General features: G+C 69.2%; 17 protein-coding genes. 4 read left to right on the forward strand and 13 right to left on the reverse strand.

From position 1 onward, the window contains the following. Window positions 1-4 precede the first annotated feature (4 nt). Window positions 5-478 carry a CidA/LrgA family protein gene (locus SY91_RS02675; RefSeq protein ID WP_012327575.1) on the reverse strand — a complete coding sequence of 158 codons (474 nt, stop codon included), beginning with the start codon at window positions 476-478 and terminating at the stop codon, window positions 5-7. Window positions 479-619: 141 nt separating this feature from the next. On the opposite strand from SY91_RS02675, the gene SY91_RS02680 reads away from it, so the two are divergent. Beyond that, on the forward strand, window positions 620-1,546 hold the full coding sequence (locus SY91_RS02680) for a LysR family transcriptional regulator (RefSeq protein ID WP_006477236.1): 927 nt from the start codon (window positions 620-622) through the stop codon (window positions 1,544-1,546). 26 nt (window positions 1,547-1,572) lie between these two features. On the opposite strand, the gene SY91_RS02685 is transcribed toward SY91_RS02680, so the two are convergent. From SY91_RS02685 to SY91_RS02700, 4 genes are all read right to left on the reverse strand, one after another. Continuing rightward, window positions 1,573-1,959 carry a type II toxin-antitoxin system VapC family toxin gene (locus SY91_RS02685; protein WP_023477390.1) on the reverse strand — a complete coding sequence of 129 codons (387 nt, stop codon included), beginning with the start codon at window positions 1,957-1,959 and terminating at the stop codon, window positions 1,573-1,575. Further along, window positions 1,956-2,204 carry a type II toxin-antitoxin system Phd/YefM family antitoxin gene (locus SY91_RS02690; protein ID WP_023477389.1) on the reverse strand — a complete coding sequence of 83 codons (249 nt, stop codon included), beginning with the start codon at window positions 2,202-2,204 and terminating at the stop codon, window positions 1,956-1,958. The genes SY91_RS02685 and SY91_RS02690 overlap by 4 nt, the downstream gene beginning before the upstream one ends. 109 nt (window positions 2,205-2,313) lie before the next feature. Then, entirely contained in the window at window positions 2,314-3,876 is a 1,563-nt protein-coding gene (locus tag SY91_RS02695) for a DHA2 family efflux MFS transporter permease subunit (protein WP_185921044.1), read from the reverse strand. A 176-nt stretch (window positions 3,877-4,052) separates the two neighbouring features. Continuing rightward, on the reverse strand, window positions 4,053-4,541 hold the full coding sequence (locus SY91_RS02700; RefSeq protein ID WP_023477387.1) for a MarR family winged helix-turn-helix transcriptional regulator: 489 nt from the start codon (window positions 4,539-4,541) through the stop codon (window positions 4,053-4,055). A gap of 174 nt (window positions 4,542-4,715) precedes the next feature. Here SY91_RS02700 and SY91_RS02705 point away from each other — a divergent pair, with 174 nt between their 5' ends. Together SY91_RS02705 and SY91_RS02710 are read left to right on the forward strand one after the other, a co-directional pair. Then, entirely contained in the window at window positions 4,716-5,003 is a 288-nt protein-coding gene (locus tag SY91_RS02705) for a multidrug ABC transporter ATPase (protein WP_011544459.1), read from the forward strand. A 284-nt stretch (window positions 5,004-5,287) separates the two neighbouring features. Continuing rightward, a complete protein-coding gene (locus tag SY91_RS02710; protein WP_023477385.1) occupies window positions 5,288-6,859 on the forward strand; it encodes an efflux transporter outer membrane subunit in 1,572 nt (523 codons plus the stop codon). A gap of 31 nt (window positions 6,860-6,890) precedes the next feature. On the opposite strand, the gene SY91_RS02715 is transcribed toward SY91_RS02710, so the two are convergent. The 8 genes from SY91_RS02715 to gspG are packed head-to-tail and all read right to left on the reverse strand — an operon-like array spanning window position 6,891 to window position 12,869. Further along, on the reverse strand, window positions 6,891-7,679 hold the full coding sequence (locus SY91_RS02715; RefSeq protein ID WP_023477384.1) for a type II secretion system protein N: 789 nt from the start codon (window positions 7,677-7,679) through the stop codon (window positions 6,891-6,893). A gap of 36 nt (window positions 7,680-7,715) precedes the next feature. Next, window positions 7,716-8,222, reverse strand: coding sequence for a type II secretion system protein GspM (gspM, locus tag SY91_RS02720; RefSeq protein ID WP_023477383.1), 507 nt, complete (start codon window positions 8,220-8,222; stop codon window positions 7,716-7,718). After that, on the reverse strand, window positions 8,219-9,589 hold the full coding sequence (gspL, locus tag SY91_RS02725; RefSeq protein ID WP_185921045.1) for a type II secretion system protein GspL: 1,371 nt from the start codon (window positions 9,587-9,589) through the stop codon (window positions 8,219-8,221). Before gspL ends, gspM begins: the two co-directional genes overlap by 4 nt. A gap of 26 nt (window positions 9,590-9,615) precedes the next feature. Then, window positions 9,616-10,725, reverse strand: a complete 1,110-nt coding sequence (gspK, locus tag SY91_RS02730) for a type II secretion system minor pseudopilin GspK (RefSeq protein WP_023476570.1) — start codon at window positions 10,723-10,725, stop codon at window positions 9,616-9,618. A gap of 2 nt (window positions 10,726-10,727) precedes the next feature. Next, window positions 10,728-11,426: a type II secretion system protein J gene (locus tag SY91_RS02735; protein WP_080289761.1), complete on the reverse strand. Its 699-nt coding sequence runs from the start codon at window positions 11,424-11,426 to the stop codon at window positions 10,728-10,730. Continuing rightward, the gene (gene gspI / locus SY91_RS02740; protein WP_006477244.1) at window positions 11,404-11,811 is read right to left on the reverse strand and encodes a type II secretion system minor pseudopilin GspI; all 408 of its coding nucleotides are present in this window, start codon (window positions 11,809-11,811) and stop codon (window positions 11,404-11,406) included. The genes SY91_RS02735 and gspI overlap by 23 nt, the downstream gene beginning before the upstream one ends. Continuing rightward, a complete protein-coding gene (locus SY91_RS02745; RefSeq protein ID WP_043887683.1) occupies window positions 11,808-12,377 on the reverse strand; it encodes a GspH/FimT family pseudopilin in 570 nt (189 codons plus the stop codon). The genes gspI and SY91_RS02745 overlap by 4 nt, the downstream gene beginning before the upstream one ends. A gap of 39 nt (window positions 12,378-12,416) precedes the next feature. After that, window positions 12,417-12,869 (reverse strand): type II secretion system major pseudopilin GspG, encoded by a 453-nt coding sequence (gspG, locus tag SY91_RS02750; protein ID WP_006477246.1) that lies wholly within the window; start codon window positions 12,867-12,869, stop codon window positions 12,417-12,419. Between the two features lie 175 nt (window positions 12,870-13,044). On the opposite strand from gspG, the gene SY91_RS02755 reads away from it, so the two are divergent. After that, window positions 13,045-13,455 (forward strand): type II secretion system protein N, encoded by a 411-nt coding sequence (locus SY91_RS02755; RefSeq protein WP_011544450.1) that lies wholly within the window; start codon window positions 13,045-13,047, stop codon window positions 13,453-13,455. Window positions 13,456-13,461: the final 6 nt, after the last annotated feature.

Genomic DNA, 13,461 nt, shown 5'->3' on the forward strand with positions numbered 1-13,461 from the left:
CCGCTCAGTGCGCGACGGCGCTCAGGCGCGCGCGGCGGCGCTCGGCGAACACGCGCTGCGCGGCGAGCCGGCGTTCGAGCTTCGCGGCGAGATCGACCGCGACGGCCACCGCGACCATCACGAACGCGGTGCCGGCGAGCATCACCAGCGCGATGCGCCAGCCGTCCTCGCGGAACAGCCCGCCGTACTGCACGGCCGCGACGGCGGCCGGCACGAAGAACAGCAGCATGTCGGACAAGAGCCAGTTCGCGCCGTCCTTCACCCATGCCGGGGCGACGCGGCCCGAGAACAGCAGCACGAGGAGCACCGCGAGGCCGATCACGCCGGACGGAATCGGCAGCCCGACCGTGCGCACGGCCCAGTCGACCGCCATCCACAGCACGCCGAGCGCGGTGGCCTGCAGCACGATCCGGCCCGTATGCGCGAGGCTGCCCGAAGCGGCGGGGCGGGCGGCGGCAGTGGCGGTCGGCTTGTTCATGGCGGGCTCCATACAGATGTTTCTGTCAATGGAGCAAGTATAGGGTTTCCCCTAACCATAAATAAAATGACTTGTCTCCATACTTGTCATTCCAATTCGGAATTCGCTTGCATTCGGCTGCACCAATCTGGGGAGTGATCGATGGAATTGCGCGCGTTGCGGTACTTCGTCGAGGTGGTTCGTCAGCAGAGCTTCACCGCGGCGGCCGACAGGCTGTTCGTCACGCAGCCGACCATCAGCAAGATGGTGAAGGCGCTGGAAGATGAGATCGGTTCGCCGCTGCTGCTGCGCGACGGCCGGCAGATGGTGCTGACCGACGCCGGGCGGATCGTGTTCCAGCGCGGCCAGGACGTGCTCGCCGCGCAGGCGCAGCTGCAGTCGGAGCTGAACGATCTCGGCACGCTCGGACGCGGCGAGCTGACGATCGGCATCCCGCCGCTAGGCGGTTCGCTGTTCACGCCGATCATCGCCGCGTACAAGCAGCGCTACCCGAACATCGAGCTGAAGCTGTTCGAGCAGGGCGCGCGGATGATCGAGGCCGCGCTGATGTCGGGCGAGCTGGAACTCGGCGGGCTGCTGGAGCCGGTCGATCCGGGCACGTTCGAGCGGCTGCCGATGGTGCGCGCGCCGCTGTGGCTCGTCGCGCCGCGCGAGTCGCGCTGGGAAGACCACGCGGCCGTGCCGCTCGCGGATCTCGCGCGCGAATCGTTCGTGTTCTATGCGGAAAGCCTCGCGCTGCACGATGCGGTGCTCGATGCGTGCCGGCAGGCCGGCTTCACGCCGTCGATCGTGAGCCGCAGCGGCCACTGGGATTTCATGGCCGCGCTCGTGCATGCGGGCGTCGGCATCGCGCTGCTGCCCGAGCCGTATTGCCGGCGGCTCGATGCAAGCCAGTTCACGTGCCGGCCGATCGTCGAGCCGGAAATCACGTGGGCGATCGCGCTCGGCTGGCTGAAGAAGGGCTACCTGTCGCACGCGGCGCGCGCATGGCTCGACGTCGCGCGGGCGACGCTGCCGCTCGCGCCGGCCGACGATCTCGCGTTCGGCGGATTGCGGGCGAGGGAGTGAAGGCCGGGCCGCCGAGCTCGGCGCGGTCAGACGTGCAGAATCGGGCCTGGATAGCGGGCAACGGTGTGATCGTGCGTGAGCAACGTGACACCTTCCGAAATCGCCTGGGCAATCAGCAGCCGGTCGAACGGATCGCGATGCACCGGAGGCAGTTGCTCGACTGCCAGGACATGGGCGCTCGTGATCGGCAATTCCACGTAGCCGGCGTCGAGCAGATTGCGACGCAGCACGTGCGGCTCGACCTGAAAGTCGGCGCGATCGAGCCCGCGCTTGATCACGATTTCCCAGAGGCTCGCGACGCTGAACAACAGGGTATGGGCGGGATCCTCGATGAGGGTACGGGCGCGATCCGGCAATTCGGTCGCATCCGCCGCTGTCCAAAGAATCAGATGCGTGTCGAGCAACAGTTTCACGCGCCGCCCTCGAACAGCTTCCGGATGGCATCGTCACCCATCGTGTCGAAGTCGTCCGGCACCACGATCTGCCCCTTCATGAAGCCGATCCGCGCCGGCCGCGTCGCCTCGGGCGCATCGATCGGCACGACCTTGACGAGCGGCTTGCCGGCCTTCGCGATCACGAACGGCTCGCCCGCGTGGACAGCCTCGTCGATCAACCGAGACAGGTTCGTCTTCGCGTCATGCATGTTGTAGGTCTGCATGGCATCCTCTCAAATAAACTAAGTTCAATCAATTATTTAGCTTAGTTTATACCACGAATGGCCGCAAGGCCCGTCGTCGGCTGCGTGCCGGAAAGCGGCGCCGTTCCCCTCAATGCCCCATCGCGGGCCCCGCGCCCTTCTTCGGCTTCGTGATCCACACGAGCGCCGCGAGCGCGATGAACACGCCCGCCGACAGATGGAAGAAGTCGTTGGTCGCCATCATGAAGCCCTGCTGCGTGACGAGCTGGTTGAGTTGCGCATTGGCCGTCTGCCCGACGATGCCGAGCTGCGCGAGCGCACCCTGGTAGTCGGTCGTGTTCTGCGCGTAGACGCTCACCGATTCCGACAGCCGCGCATGATGGTAGATCGCGTCGTTCTCCCAGAACGTCGAGCTGGCCGCGGTGCCGATCGCGCCGGACAGCGTGCGCAGGAAGTTCGACAGCCCCGACGCGCTCGCGAGCCGCTCGTCGGAGATGCTCGACAGCGTGATCGTCGTCATCGGCACGAAGAAGCACGCGACACCGATGCCCTGCACGAGCCGCGGCAGGATCACGTGGTTGAACGGCACGTCGAGCGTAAACGTCGCGTTCCACAGCGACACGCCCGCGAACACGATGAACGCGAAGCTCGCGACCATCCGCAGGTCGAGCCGGTGCATGTTGCGGCCGATCAGCGGCGACAGCACCAGCGCAAGCAGCCCGACCGGCGCGGTCGCGAGGCCGGCCTTGCCCGCCGTGTAGCCCATCACCGTCTGCAACCATAGCGGGAAGATCACGACCGAACCGAAGAACGCCATGAAGCCGAACGAGATGATCAGCGCGCCGAGCGCGAAGTTGCGGTCCTTGAAGAGCGACAGGTCGACCACCGGTTCCTTCTCGGTCGCCTCCCACACGAGCATGAACGCGAGCGACACGACCGCGATCAGCGCGAGCGCGACGATGAAGGTCGAGTTGAACCAGTCGCGGTCCTTGCCGAGGTCGAGCATCATCTGCAGGCACGACACGCCGATCACGAGCAGCGCGAGGCCGATCGCGTCGATCCGCTGCTTCGACGTCTTGGTCTCGCGGCCGCGCAGCAGGAAATACGCGCAGGTCGCCGAGAACACGCCGATCGGCAGGTTGATGTAGAAGATCCACGGCCACGTGTAGTTGTCGCTGATCCAGCCGCCCAGCAGCGGGCCGAAGATCGGCGCGACGATCACCGTCATCGCCCAGAGCCCGAGCGCGAGCCCGCGTTTCGCCGGCGGGTAGCTGCGCATCAGGATCGTCTGCGACAGCGGCACCATCGGCCCGGACACGAGGCCCTGCAGCAGCCGGAACGCGATCAGCGTCTCGAAGTTGGTCGCGAAGCCGCACAGCGCCGACGCGATCGTGAACGCGAGCACCGACAGCGTGAAGAGGCGCACCTCGCCGACCCGGCGCGCGAGCCAGCCGGTCAGCGGCACCGCGATCGCGGACGCGACCGAGTACGACGAGATCACCCACGTGCCCTCGCTCGTCGCGACGCCGAGGCTGCCCGAGATGGTCGGCACCGCGACGTTCGCGATCGACGTGTCGAGCACTTCCATGAAGGTGCCGAGCGCGAGCCCGACGGTCAGCAGCGCGAGCGCGCCGCCGGTCAGCGGCGCCGGTTCGGCAGCGGGGGAGGGGGCGGATGCCGTGGTGGCGGACATCGGAATCTCCTAGACGCGGCGCGCGCGACGCGCCGGCACAACGCACGGACACGCGACGCAGCGCGGCCCGGCCGGGTGGAATGAAAAAGGGGAAAAGCGGAGCGGGTGCCTTGTCATCTTCTGCCCAGACAGAGAAATAAGCGAGTGTTTAATCTAGACATGGGGCTCCGCGCGCGTCAGCAGTCGGGTTCGTCGGGCTTCGGGCAGCTGCTCGAACCGGGCCCGTTGGCGATGAAGCGTTGCAGCAGGCCGGTGAGCGTCGCGAGTTCGTCGGCCGAGAAGCCTTCGAGCTGCGCGTTGAGCACGGTCGCGACCAGCGACGGCAGCGCGCGGGCGGCTTCGATGCCGCGCTCGGTCAGCGTCAGCTCGATCATCCGGCGGTCCTGCTCGCTGCGCGCCCGTGCGATCAGCCCCTTGCGTTCGAGCCGGTCGAGCATGCGCGTCATCGAGCCGCTGTCGTACGACATCTTGCGCGACAGTTCGAACGGCGTGCGCGCGTAGCCGCGCGACAGCAGCAGGATCACGCCGATCTGCTGCGCGGTGAGGTCGAACGGCTCGAGCGCGCGATCCATCCGCTCGACGAGCGCCTGCTTCGCCTTCGACAGGTAATAGCCGAGGCTCGTTTCCAGCGCGATGTTCTCGGGATCGTAGAGGCCGCCGGTCATACGATTGCGCGCGCAGCAATAGTGCGTTTCGGGTTAAAACGCGCCCAGTATCTTGAAAAATGATTGCTTAGTCAATATTATTTGAGTCAACCAGTTACGACGTGCATGTTGCACTGCCGGAGACTATGTTCTGACCGATTGGCCCGCGCTGCCGGGCACCCGAGGATGTTCGCGATGCTGTTCCTGAAAAATGCCGCCGGCGCGCTGCGCCGCAACCTGACCGATACCGCTCATCATGTGTTCTCCGGCCCGCACCGCGGCTGGAAGATCGCGCTGTACGTGACGATGCTGGTCGTGCCTGGCGGCTCGCTCGCGGCGCTCGGGTTCGCATGGTTCGATCATCGCCGGCAGCGCAACGCGAAAAATGCCGCCCGCCGCACGAGCCAGCCGGCCGCGACGGAGCCGTCGACATGGCGGGCCGCCGCCGCCGAACCCGTCCCGGTGCCCGTGCGCTGCCACTGACGCCGCCGCACTCCCGCCGCTCTCCGCACGATCCCGCCTGATCGCCGGCCGCGTCACGCGCGGCCGGTGCCGTACGCCGATTCGCCCGCCCGTTTTCCCGCAAGCTGGCCGTAATGGCCGGTAAACCTGCCGGCCGCGCCGGTAACACATTCCGGCTGCCGCGCACCGTACCCTTAGGGCTGCGCAGCTTTCCCGCCGTCAGTTACCATTTGTCCGCCAGCGGCATGACGACCGCATCGCGCGGCGCCGCTCGCCGGCCGTCACGCCCAGACAGGAAAACCACCATGCCGTACGCCTCCCTCCCGCGCGCCGTTCGCCCGCTGAGCGCCGCCGTCGCCATTGCGACGGCCGTGCTGCTCGCCGGCTGCGCCGTCGGGCCCGACTATCACCGCCCCGACACGTCGATCCCCGCCGCGTTCAAGGAAGCGCCGGCCGGCTGGAAAGTCGCGCAGCCCGCCGATCGCGCCGACCGCGGCGCGTGGTGGACGGTCTACAACGATCCGCAGCTCGATGCGCTGATCGGCAGGCTCAACGCGTCGAACCAGACCATCGCGCAATCGGCGGCCGCCTACCGGCAGGCGCGCGCGCTCGTCACCGAGGCACGCGCCGCGTATTTCCCGACCGTCGGGCTGACCGCCTCGGGCTCGCGCGCACGGACGCCGCGCACGTCGCTGTCGTCGGGTTCGTCGTCGAATTTCGGCAGCGGGTCGACCGGATCGATCAACAACAGCTACAGCGTCGGCCTCGACGCCAGCTGGGAACCCGACCTGTGGGGCAAGGTGAGCCGCACCGTCAGCGCGCAGCGTGCCGGCGAAGCGGCCGCCGCGGCCGACCTCGCGAACGCGCGGCTGTCGCAGCAGGCGCTGCTCGCGCAGACCTATTTCCAGTTGCGTACGTCCGATGCGCTGCAAAAGCTGCTCGACGACACCGTGAAGTCGTATGAACGCTCGCTGCAGCTCACGCAGAACCAGTACGCGCAGGGCGTCGCCGCGCGTGCCGACGTGATCCAGGCGCAAACGCAGCTGCAGAGCGCGCAGGCCGCGCAGATCGACAACGGCGTCGCCCGCGCGCAGTACGAGCATGCGATCGCGACGCTGATCGGCGAGCCCGCGTCGACCTTCTCGCTGGCGCCGAATCCGCTCGCGGCCGAGCCGCCGGTCACGCCGGTCGACGTGCCGTCCGCGATCCTCGAGCGCCGGCCCGACATCGCGGCGGCCGAGCGCCGCGCGGCGGCCGCGAACGAGCAGATCGGCGTCGCGATCTCGGCGTTCTTCCCCACGCTCACGCTGTCGGCCACCGGCGGCTTCCAGAGCTCGGTGTGGTCGCAGCTGTTCACGCTGCCGGCGCGCTTCTGGACGGTCGGCCCGCAACTCGCGGCCACGCTGTTCGACGCGGGTCTGCGCGCCGCGCAGACCGACGCCGCGCGCGCGACCTACGACCAGGACGTCGCCGCCTATCGCCTCGCGGTGCTCACCGCGTTCCAGGACGTCGAGGACAACCTCGCGTCGCAGCGCATTCTCGCGCAGGAAATCGACGTGCAGCGGCAGGCGGTCGACAGCGCCGAGCACGCGCTCGCGATCGTCACGAACCAGTACAAGGCCGGCACGGTCGCGTACCTGAACGTGCTGACCGCGCAAACCACCGCGTTCACCGCGCAGCAAAAGCTCGCAACGATCGCCGGGCAGCGGATGGTGTCGTCGGTCGGGCTCGTGAAGGCGCTCGGCGGCGGCTGGAACGTATCGGAGATGGCGCGCGAGAACGGCGACATGGCGGCGCCGGCGCCCTTGCCGGCGTCCGGTGCGGCCGCGCCCGCGGCCATCGCACCGTCGGTCGCCGCACCGCTCGCGCAGAAGTAGAAAGGGAAGCGGGCGACGCGCGCAATCAGAATCAGCGCTGCGCGTCGCCGAAGATCAGCGACACCTGGTTGTTGCCGATCGGGTGGCCGAGCAGGTTCAGCAGTCCGGCGAGGTTCGCCTGCTGTTCGGGCGCCGCATGCGCGGTGCCGCGGAACGATCCCTGGCCGGGGCCGAAGCTGCCGTGCCCGTCGAGGAACAGCGGGCCCTGCGTCGTGGACAGGTCGAGATCGGCGCCCATCCCCTTCGCCTGCAATATCGCGCGGTACGAACCGAGCGGCTTCACGCGCGACACGCGCGAACTCATCGAATCGATCGTCACCGTCAGCTGGCCGAACGCGTTGTTGCCGATCAGCCGCCAGTCGCTCCAGCCGAGCCGCACGTCGCCCTGCAGGTCGAGCGTGTTGAACGGCGTGCCGAGCCCGGTGAGCAGCGACGCAGGCACGGCCATCGTGCCCGCCGACAGCACCGCGCCGCGCCACGTCGCATCGAGCGTGACCGCATCGGGCATCGCTTCGGTCTGCCGCATGCGCATCTGCACACGCCCGGTCAGCAGCGGCCAGAAGCGCGTGGTCCATTCGACCCGGCCCGGCAGCAGCGTCGCCGCGCTCTGGTCGGCGCCCGGCGCGAGCATCAGCGTGCCGGAGCCGTGCCACAGCGACCCGTCCGGATCGGCGAGATTCACGTGGCCGCCGGTCGCACGCGCGAACTGCGGCGCGATCCACGCGGCCGGCGCGAGCGCGACGAGCGTCACCGCCGTCGCCAGGCCGCCTGCCAGCACCCACGGCAACACGGTGCCGAGCCGTCTCGCCCACGGCCGCATCGGCCGGCCTTCGTTTGCGTCATCCACAGCCGTCATCTATTTCTGGACGGAAGGTTGCATCACGGCCGTCAAGTCCACCTGGCCGTCTTCCTTCAGCGCCGTGGCATGCGCCTCGCCGACCTGCACCTTGAACTGCCGGCGCGCATCGTCGAGCCACTGGGTCCATGCCGGGAACGACACGTTCTTCATCTGGATCTGCACGCCGTTGCCGACGATCTGCACCTGCGCGCCCTGCAGCCCGTGATCGGACAGCGATGCAGTGAGCGCATCCTTCAGCGCGAGGCCGGTCGGCGCGACACCCTGCGCGGCGGCGGCCAGCGACTTCGCCTCGTTCGCCTGCGCGGTCATCTGCGCGAGTTCGTGACGCATCGCCGGCAGCTCGCGCTGAATCCTCGCGCGGCCTTCCTGCGCGGGCGACCACAGCACCGAATACGCGATCGCGATCGCCAGCACGGCGCCGCCCCAGCCGAGCAGCGTCTTCTCGCGCGGCGTGCGCTCGCCCCAGAACTGGGCCAGCGTCTGGTTCAGTTGTTCGGTTTTCATGAGCGGCTCCGGATCGTCCATTTGCCCGTGTTGCTGTCGACTTCGCCGGACAGTCCGTTACGCGCGAGGCGCTGCGTGAAATCGGGATCGACCTTGACCTCCGGCTTGAAGCCGACGTCGAGCCGCCGGTCGTGATAGTCGAGCGACGCGATGCCGTTCAGCGGCAGCGCACCCATCGAGCGCGACAAGCCGCTCGACAGCGCGAGGAAATCGTTCGGCGACAGCTCGCCGGCCGCGAGCCGAAGTTGGTCGAGCTGGCGCTGCATCTGCGCGGGCGGGTCGAGCACGGTGGTCGTCTTCGGGAAGGCAGACAGCAGCGTCTCGGTGATCTGCGCGGACAGCGCATCGCGCTCGCGCGACAGCTTCCACCAGTGCAGGTTCATCCCGATCACCGCGACGCCGAGCGTCGCCGCGGCCAGCGCGATCGGCACGCGCAGGCGCTTCACCGTCGCGCGGTCGAAGCGCCACGGCTGCGATTCGAATTCGAACTGGCACAGATCGAATGGCTCGGTCAGCGCCCGGCGCGCGAACGTGTCGAACGATAGCGGCGCGGCGCCCGGCAACAGCGGCGCGTCGGTGCGGCCGACCGACGCGAGCCGCGGCTCCGCGCCCGGTTCGCCGAGTTCGTACAGTTCGACGTCGCCGCCGCCCGCGAGCGCGGCCAGCGTGCCGGCCGCGCGCGACGCGGGCGCCGCGAAGCCTTCGCCGAGCGCGCCGCGCGCGACCGCCAGCTCGAGGCGCGGCGCCCCGGCCGCGGCCGGCAGCGCGCCGGCTTCGACGAGCACCGGTTCGACCGCCGTCGCGAGTCCGAGCACCGCGGCGACCGTCGGCGGGCGGGCAGGCGGCTCGGTGACGTCCGCGACGAGCGCGGCGTCGGTGGGCTCGCCGTCGGCCGGCACGGCGGAGCCCGCGTCGGCCGACGCGCGCGGCGCCGGCAGGCAGCGGGTCGCGGGCACCGCGCTCAGGTGCCGGTGGCCGGCCGCGGTGAACGCGTCGCAGATCGTGCGGAACCACGCGCGGTCGACGACGGCCAGTACGCGGCGCCCGTCGGGCAGCGCGGCCGGATCGAGCGCGATGTGGCAGCCGAGCGGGTCCTGGATCAGCTGATCCTCGACGATGTTGGGCAGCGCCTGGCGCAGCTTCGGCCCCTTCAGCGGCGGCACGGTCGCGGCCAGCAGCAGCACGTCGCGCGCGGCGACGATCAGCACCGTCGCATTCGCGCGCGGCAGCAGCGCGAGCGCGGCGCGGCCCGCGCGCTGCACCTGGCCGGCCTTGTCGACGAGCGTGAACGGCAGCTCGGGCCACTGCCATTCCTGCAACGGCACGGCAGGCTCGCGCGGCGGCAAAGAAACAATCAACGTGCTCACAAGAGCTCCTCTCCCGATTGGCGTCGTTATAGCTGGTCGCGGATGCGCACGACCCGCGTCGAGTGCGTGGTCGGATCACGATACACGAGCGAGGTGCGGTCGACCTCCGCGCGTTCGTGCTGAATCCGGCCATGCACGATGAAATAGCTCGAATTGACGTCGACGAGGCTCGAGTCGATCGTCACGTTCGGCGGCGCGCCGGCGCCGCGCAGCGCGAGCTGCACGTCGCCCACGTTGCGGAAAAACACGGTCTCGCGGCGCGACACGAGCGCCTGCGCGGACGACACGCTCATCCCCGGTATCAGCGCGGCGATTACTTCGGCCGGCGCGGTGTTCATGTTCACGGGCGTCGTGGTCGGCAGCACCGTGACGAACGGGCGCAGCCGCGCGACCATCTCGGGCGTCACGCCGTCGACGTCGAGCAGGCTGTCGACGCGCGTCATCATCAGCGGCGCGGGCCCGCGGTCGCCGCCGGCCATGCCGGGATCGTCGGTGAAGCCGCTGCCCTGCAGGTCGCCGCTCGTCACCGGCGCGGTCGCGGCGTTCCCGGCGGTCCCGCCGCCGCCGGGCAGGTTCGGCATCTGGAACCGCGTGGCCGAATGCAGCAGCCCCGCGCGCACCTGCAGCGCGATGCGCTTCGCGAACGCGCTGTCGTAGCCAAGCGTCGTCAGCAGGCGCTGGAACGCCTGCATCTGCGTGACGTTCAGTTGCAGCACGCCGGGCGCCGGCGACGACACGAGGTTGCGCAGGTTGAACTTCGCCTGCGCGTCCTCGATCGAGCCGGACAGATAGGTGTCTTCGGCGTCCGTGTCGTTCGGCGCGCCGATCCGGCCGAGGAAATCCGACAGCTTCGTCTTCGCGATCGGCACGCCCCAGATCCCGCCGAGATAGGTGATGCCGGGCGCCGTGTCGCCTTCGGAGCGCAGGATCATCCGGGTCCAGTCGAGCGCGCCGCGCGCGACCCACTGCGCCTGCGCGATCACGCGCTGGTTCTCGATGCGGCGGATCTGAACCTGCTGGCGCCACAGCATCCCCGACACGAGGATCGCCGACAGCGCGACCACGAGCAGCGCGGTGATGATCGCGGCGCCGCGCTGGCGGCGGGCAGGCATTCGACGGAAAGGGCGCGCGCGCATCGTCATTCCCCGACGAGGAAGATGCGCGTGATCGGCACGCGCAGCGACGTCGCGCCGATGCTGACCTGCAGCCCGGTCACCGCGCGCGCCGGCGGCGCGTTGCCGATCTGCGGCACCTTGAGCGCGTCGTTGTTCTGCGCGAGTGCATCGTCGGCCGTCTGCAGGTTGGTGGTCCAGCCCACGCGCGGCACGTACAGCTTCGCGTCGATCGCGCCGACGCCGCCCATCAGCGCGACCCAGCTCCAACCTTCGACGCTGCTGTCCTTCAGCACGGTGCGCAACCGGTTCGTGTCGTCGATCGGCGGCGATGCGTAGCGCACGACGCGCCCGCCGGCGATCCGGTAGCGGACCACCTGCAGCCGCGGCGCGACGCCCGGCACGTCGAGCTCGCGCACGATCTGCAGCGTATTGCCGGCGACGCCGATCGCCGGCTGGCCGGCCTCGTCGTCGGTCGCGGCGAGCCGCGCGTCGATGCGCATCTGGTCGAACATCTGCGCGAACACGCGCTCGTCTTCCATCGCGGACGCGACCTTGTCGCGACCGCGCATGATCTGGTCGAGCCCGCGCCACGCGAGGATCGCCACCACCGCGAGGATCGCGATCGCGATCATCAGCTCGATCAGCGTGAAGCCGCGGGCAGCGCGGGACGAGGGGGCGGACGGGCGGCGCATCGGCGCGTCAGAGCGGACGGCTGGTTTCATTCGCGACCACCGTCACCATCTGCGCGAGCACGCCGGCGCGGCCGGGCATGCTCACCGAGATCCGCACGCGCCGGAACACCGGATTCGGCGTGGTGCTCACGCGCTGCGTGCAGACGAGCTGCACGTTGCCTTGCGAGCAGTCGAAGCTTTGTTCGCCGACCTCCGGCCACGCATGCGTGAGCCGCAGCTGCGCGAGCGCATTGTCGGCGCTCCAGCCGGCGAGCAGCCGGCGATGCAGCTCGGACGCGTTGGTCGCCATCGTGCCGACCGCGCGGATCGACGCGGCGAGCGCGACCGCGATGATCGCGAGCGCGACCAGCACTTCGATCATCGTGAAGCCGCGGGCGGAAGAAACGGGGAAGGGCAGGCGACGACGCATCGTCATTGCACCTCGTAGCGGCCGTTGCCGGTGCCGACGATCGTCGCGCTGCCGGCGGCCGAATGCAGCGTCACGCGCACCGGCGTGTCGATGCTCTCGGTGCCGAACACGACGCGGCTCGCGCGCGTGTCCGACCCCGGATAATCGATGTCGGCGCCGGTGACGCCGCCGTCCCAGTCGCGCGGACGCAGCAGGTCGTCGCGCAGCGTGCGCCAGCCGTCGGGCGAGCTCACGTCGAACTGGAAACCGTGCGCGGTCGGCTGCCACGCGATCGGCCGCGCGCGCACCTGCGCTTCGTCGCCGGCCGTCTCGAACAGCAGCGCGATACGCTGCGCTTCCTCGCGCAGGTCGGTGCGCGGATTGCGCGTCAGCGACAGCGACGCGAGCGACACGAGCAGCCCCGCGATCACCAGCACGACCAGCATTTCGAGCAGCGTGAAGCCGCGCGTGCGACGTCGTGCCGCGCCGTGCTTCATCAGCCCGCCATCGGCACGTGCCGGTACGAACGGCACCGCACCGCGACGCACACGGCAATCGCGGCCGCAGCGGGAGGTCGTGCGAATGGCGAGCATGAAGAACGGGAATGAAACGTCGGGCCGATCAGCGCCGGCCTATTGCCACGAACCGATGTCGGTATCGTTGCCGTCGCCACCTTCCTTGCCGTCGGCGCCGTAGCTGAACACGTCGATCTCGCCGTGCACGCCCGGGTTCAGGTACTTGTACCCGTTGCCCCACGGGTCATTCGGCAGGCGCTCGAGATAGCCGCCGTCCTTCCAGTTGTTCGGGATCGGATCGGTGGTCGGCTTCTGGATCAGCGAATTCAGGCCCTGCTCCTGGGTCGGATAGCGGCCGTTGTCCAGACGGTACAGCTTGAGCGCCTGCATGATCGTGCCGATGTCCTGCTTCGCGGCGATGCGGCGCGCCTCGTCCGGGCGGCTCATGATCTTCGGCACGATCAGCGCTGCCAGGATCCCGAGGATCGCGACCACCACCATGATCTCGATCAGCGTGAAACCGCGCTGACGACGCACGGCCGCGTTGCGGCGAGTGATCCACGTTTGCATGACTGACTACCTCTTTCCAAAAAATGTCGTCGATTGAGTGACGCACCCGGCGCACCGGACGATTGCCTGACGGCAACCTTCCGGACCGGCGGGCGCGGAGCACGCATTGTAAGGCGCGCATCGCCGAGGGCTTTCACCCAACGCAAATTTCATATACATCCGTACAATAGCGCGCATGAACGCGCTCTCGATCCGGATCCTTTCCCTCGCCCTCTTCGCGGGTTTGTGCGCGACGGCCACCTATTGGGTCGTCACGCTGTCCGCTCGCGAAGCGCCGCTGCCCGCCGCCGCCGCGCGGCTGCCGATCCGCACCGAGGACGCCGCGGCGCTCTTCGGCGGCCAGCTCGACAAGAATCCCGTCCAGGACATCCACCTGTTCGGCATTCTCGCGCTCGACCACGGCGGCGCCGCGATCGTCAGCGTCGGCGGCGAACCGCCGCGCGCCGTGTCGCTCGGCGCGGACGTCACGTCCGGCGCGAAGCTCGCCGAAGTCCGCCCGCGCTCGATCATCGTCGACCGCAACGGCGCCCGCGCCGAAATCCAGCTCCCGGCGAACACACCGTCCCCCGCGATCTACATGCGCTGAACGGCG

Source organism: Burkholderia cenocepacia, from assembly GCF_014211915.1.
In the GTDB taxonomy this organism is placed as follows: Bacteria; Pseudomonadota; Gammaproteobacteria; order Burkholderiales; family Burkholderiaceae; genus Burkholderia; species Burkholderia orbicola.

Coding starts and splice junctions, on each gene's coding strand:
- gspI (WP_006477244.1), bottom strand. CDS start 11,811: ATGACGATGCGTCGTCGCCTGCCCTTCCCCGTTTCTTCCGCCCGCGGC.
- SY91_RS02695 (WP_185921044.1), bottom strand. CDS start 3,876: ATGTCCGCCACCACGGCATCCGCCCCCTCCCCCGCTGCCGAACCGGCG.
- SY91_RS02755 (WP_011544450.1), top strand. CDS start 13,045: ATGAACGCGCTCTCGATCCGGATCCTTTCCCTCGCCCTCTTCGCGGGT.
- SY91_RS02715 (WP_023477384.1), bottom strand. CDS start 7,679: ATGCGGCCGTGGGCGAGACGGCTCGGCACCGTGTTGCCGTGGGTGCTG.
- SY91_RS02735 (WP_080289761.1), bottom strand. CDS start 11,426: ATGAAACCAGCCGTCCGCTCTGACGCGCCGATGCGCCGCCCGTCCGCC.
- gspM (WP_023477383.1), bottom strand. CDS start 8,222: ATGAAAACCGAACAACTGAACCAGACGCTGGCCCAGTTCTGGGGCGAG.
- SY91_RS02690 (WP_023477389.1), bottom strand. CDS start 2,204: ATGCAGACCTACAACATGCATGACGCGAAGACGAACCTGTCTCGGTTG.
- gspK (WP_023476570.1), bottom strand. CDS start 10,725: ATGCGCGCGCGCCCTTTCCGTCGAATGCCTGCCCGCCGCCAGCGCGGC.
- SY91_RS02745 (WP_043887683.1), bottom strand. CDS start 12,377: ATGCTCGCCATTCGCACGACCTCCCGCTGCGGCCGCGATTGCCGTGTG.
- gspG (WP_006477246.1), bottom strand. CDS start 12,869: ATGCAAACGTGGATCACTCGCCGCAACGCGGCCGTGCGTCGTCAGCGC.
- SY91_RS02680 (WP_006477236.1), top strand. CDS start 620: ATGGAATTGCGCGCGTTGCGGTACTTCGTCGAGGTGGTTCGTCAGCAG.
- SY91_RS02700 (WP_023477387.1), bottom strand. CDS start 4,541: ATGACCGGCGGCCTCTACGATCCCGAGAACATCGCGCTGGAAACGAGC.
- SY91_RS02705 (WP_011544459.1), top strand. CDS start 4,716: ATGCTGTTCCTGAAAAATGCCGCCGGCGCGCTGCGCCGCAACCTGACC.
- SY91_RS02710 (WP_023477385.1), top strand. CDS start 5,288: ATGCCGTACGCCTCCCTCCCGCGCGCCGTTCGCCCGCTGAGCGCCGCC.
- SY91_RS02675 (WP_012327575.1), bottom strand. CDS start 478: ATGAACAAGCCGACCGCCACTGCCGCCGCCCGCCCCGCCGCTTCGGGC.